This window comes from Bradyrhizobium sp. th-b2 (assembly GCF_000426785.1).
In the GTDB taxonomy this organism is placed as follows: Bacteria; Pseudomonadota; Alphaproteobacteria; order Rhizobiales; family Xanthobacteraceae; genus Bradyrhizobium; species Bradyrhizobium septentrionale.
In genome coordinates, this window is sequence record NZ_AUGA01000187.1 from 1 (window position 1) to 3501 (window position 3501).

A 3501-nucleotide genomic window follows, 5' to 3' on the forward strand; every position below is an offset into this window, starting at 1 on the left:
GGCTTCCGGTTAAGCTGTGGCTCTTTGACTCACGGCAGGAATCCAGCGGGATTTTTTGCCGCGAATATGGTTGATTCGCCCTCGTGACGACGCCCACCGATGCGCTTCCCGCCGACCTTGCCGCTGCGCATGCGATGATCATTGCGCCACGCGCAAAATCCACGGCCGCCGCGACGCCCCCTACCGGATAACCTGCCGGTCGAACGTATCATCGAACCCATGCCTTGCGCGTGTGGCAAGTGCGGCAGTGAAGGGCTGCACAAGCTCGGCGAGATGGTATCGAAGACTCTGGAATGCGACACGAACCCGGTCGAGAACGCCATCCGGCCAGTCTGCCTGACCAGAAAAAATGCGCTCTTCGCCGGTCATGAAGTCGGCGCGGAAAACTGGGCGCTGCTCGCGTCGATCGTCGCCACCTGCAAGCTCAACGACGTCAACCCGGCCGCCTACATCGCCGAAACACTCGAGACGATCATCGACGGCCATCCCCATAGCAGCATCGAAGACCTCATGCCGTGGCGATTCCGCAAGACGTCAAGCTTGCACCGACGGGGTCGCGGCTAAGCGCTTACCGTTGATCAAGGGCGCAACATCTATGTCTGCCCAGGTGGCGCGGAGCTGGCCAGCACAGGCAATATCGATCAAGGTCATATCGCTTACTACAGGGCCAGCAAGAACGATCGCTCCTGTGCTCACTAAAGCCGCAGTGCACGACCGCAACCGTGCGCAAAATTACCCGCGACCTTGACGAAGATGTGCGTGATCGCGTCCGCGCTTTGGCCAATACAGAAGCCTTCGAACAGTCGCGCCGGGAGCGCAAGAAGGTTGAGATGCGATTTGCGCACATGAAACGCGTTCTCAGGCTCGACCGGTTCCGGCTGCGGGGCTTGAGCGGCGTCAGAGACGAAGTCCTGCCCACGGCAACCGCACAAAACCTTAGGAGGCTAGCCAAGCTTCTCTGTCGTGTCCCACCTCCCCGGACAGCGATTCGCCCGGCGTAGGCATCCCCTCGGGCACAACTACCTATACAATACCCCAACAAAAGCAGACCCAACCAACAAACCGCGCAAGAAGTCACAGCGAAGGCTGGCAATCGAGATCAGTCGAGTTTTACAACAGTATCCGGCGGAGATGGGAAGCAATCGCGCACACCAAACACGCTCGATTCGTCCGACGACAAATCGCATTGCTATGACCGAGGCCGCAATGTCGTTGGCCACGTTTTTCCGCCTCTCCCATGGTCAGGGGCGTACCGAACTTCGCGCCACCGTATTGATATTGGCACGTTCCGCGCCTCTGGCCTTGGATGTCAGCTTTGTCTCCAATCGCCGAGTGAGCTGCTCGTTCGGAAGTTCCGAGCCGGGCCAAGAACGACCGACTCGACGACGGTGAATAAGGCATAATACTGCCTCTATCAAACTAAGCCGCGGCATCACCAATGAAATGAGGGTTCCTGGTGCCTCTAAGCTTGGCCGAATGCGCTGGTCCGGGTGTGCGGGCCATTTTCATCAGAGACCCCACCAGATCCAGGAGGTGATCAGTCTCCCAGGTAAGGTACGCTAGTGAACGCGCATCTACACTCGCGCTGCTACAATGCCAGCTGCTACAATGCCAAATGATACTAGGCAACCAAGGGAATGATCGCTATGGCCGAACCTATCATCAAACTGGGCTCGAAAGGTGATGCGGTAAAGAGGGCGCAAAAGGCGTTGATTGAGCGATATTATCTTCCTCTCGGAACAGATGACGGCATCTTCGGACCTGTGACCCGAAAGGCGGTCAGAAGTTATCAAACTGATCGATCCGTAGGGCATGACTGGGCGTTCTCGTTTCCCCTAAAAGTTGACGGCATCGTGGGGCCGGCGACTTGGTTCAGGCTAACGCCAGAGACGGTCAAGAAGGGCTCAAAGGGCAGCGGTGTGAGGCTCCTCCAGGAGATACTCAAACACTATGCGGACCCTCAGCTTGATCCTGGGGCCGTAGACGGCGATTTTGGCCCGCACACTGAGGCTGCGGTGAAGGTATTCCAGGCATCTCACGTTGATTTCGATGGTACCCCGTTGAAGGCTGACGGAATTGTCGGCCCCAAGACGTGGGCCGCCCTCTGGAGTTGATCGAGCGCGTTTTAACTTCGACATGAAGCAAAGGGAGTTCAAAAGCGTCACAACGACCAGCGCGCGCGAACAGCGTTAGGATCAAAGAGCCCCTTTTGGGATGAGGGTAAGGTCCTCGGGCCCCGCCCTCGCCCCGATAAAAAGCTGAACGTCCATAACCAACGAAGTGTCGGCGTAGCTTGCTGAGATCCTGGGTAGCTTAGTCAATTCTAATCCAACTGCGGCTCCGAAACGGTTTCACACGCGCCCGCTACGCGGTTCGTGCCCACCAAGTCGCCCGAGCAACAGAGTTGCAGTATCCGCGTCTTGTTGCGGGGGGAGATGAAATGCGCAATCAGGGGCGCTCAGCGCCTGATTTTCGTGATCGGCCCACCGCGAGCGGCGATCGCCTGTTCATGTCCATCGCCTGTTCATGTCCCCGGGGTGCGCCAATCAGGCGTAAAACTCTAAGTACCTGGCCCCAAAGTCGGGATCCATGTCAGATGCCCAATGCGGCACCTGCACCAGAGATTTAGTTGCGGCTGTTCTCCGCCAGCGCTTGGCCGGCCGTCCAATCCATGACGGCCGGCACAAGCCTTAACTATAGATGAACTGGTTTCTCTCAGGGGGCCTGGCCAGCCCTGCCCCCTGAGGTATGCTAGCGCTCCATCTCGCCCATAAGGATTTCATCTGGAGCGTATCGTGGATTGGAAATGAGAGTCCGCATTTCCGCATTCTTGTCCTCGTCCGTAAACCGGAATCCCTTCTTGTAGAAAAATTCTGAAGCTCCCTCATCTTGAGAGAGAAGGGATAGCGTGGAAAGGCCCGCGGACTCCCTAATGTGATCGGCGACTGCGATCATAGCCGTCCCGACCCCCTTGTACCTCGACCGGCCGACATTCTCTATGGTGAGAATTCGCAAATTGTCGCGCCCCGGCGCCACGGTCATACTTCCCACCTTATTGCGTTCATTGGCATCAGAAAACAAAGAAACGCTTTGGGCGTTGCCAATATTGCTACTTACTCTGTGTAGCCTGACTGACTCACCTGTCCTCTTGTCAACAGCGAAAGAGGCTGGCCCTTCAGCAGCTAAAGCGGCCGTAAAAGCAGTTGTATCTGCGCCAGAAGTGCCGGCCAACGCATCGCGCTGCTGGTCCACACTTTGCCCGTAGGCATTGTTGTAATTGGTTCTCATCGCAACGAGTTGTTATGTAGACAAGCTGACAAAAAGCTGACAAAGCCGACATTTCTTGCCAATGTGCCGGCGTCGCCTGACACGCTCGCTTTGCGTCGTCCAAAGCAGTACTCAGCGCTCTAGAGCATTTTCCGACCGGAATGAATCGGGTGGGGATTCCCAAAACGGCGCGAGTCAGATTCAAGCTGCATGCTGGCGAGGGAGGCCAGCATG

General features: G+C 57.0%; 3 protein-coding genes and 1 pseudogene. 3 read left to right on the forward strand and 1 reads right to left on the reverse strand.

What is annotated here, in order from left to right; all coding sequences use genetic code 11:
- Positions 1-288: 288 nt before the first annotated feature.
- From K359_RS0147280 to K359_RS56435, 3 genes and pseudogenes are all read left to right on the forward strand, one after another.
- A pseudogene (locus K359_RS0147280) lies at positions 289-564 on the forward strand (transposase domain-containing protein); the annotation flags it as partial.
- A gap of 158 nt (positions 565-722) precedes the next feature.
- Positions 723-1001 (forward strand): transposase, encoded by a 279-nt coding sequence (locus K359_RS60670; RefSeq protein ID WP_234583936.1) that lies wholly within the window; start codon positions 723-725, stop codon positions 999-1001.
- 645 nt (positions 1002-1646) lie between these two features.
- Complete coding sequence (locus K359_RS56435; protein ID WP_165125826.1) at positions 1647-2114, forward strand: peptidoglycan-binding protein; 468 nt, start codon at positions 1647-1649, stop codon at positions 2112-2114.
- A gap of 637 nt (positions 2115-2751) precedes the next feature.
- Here K359_RS56435 and K359_RS0147295 read toward each other — a convergent pair.
- A complete protein-coding gene (locus K359_RS0147295) occupies positions 2752-3288 on the reverse strand; it encodes a GNAT family N-acetyltransferase (RefSeq protein ID WP_029085180.1) in 537 nt (178 codons plus the stop codon).
- Positions 3289-3501: the final 213 nt, after the last annotated feature.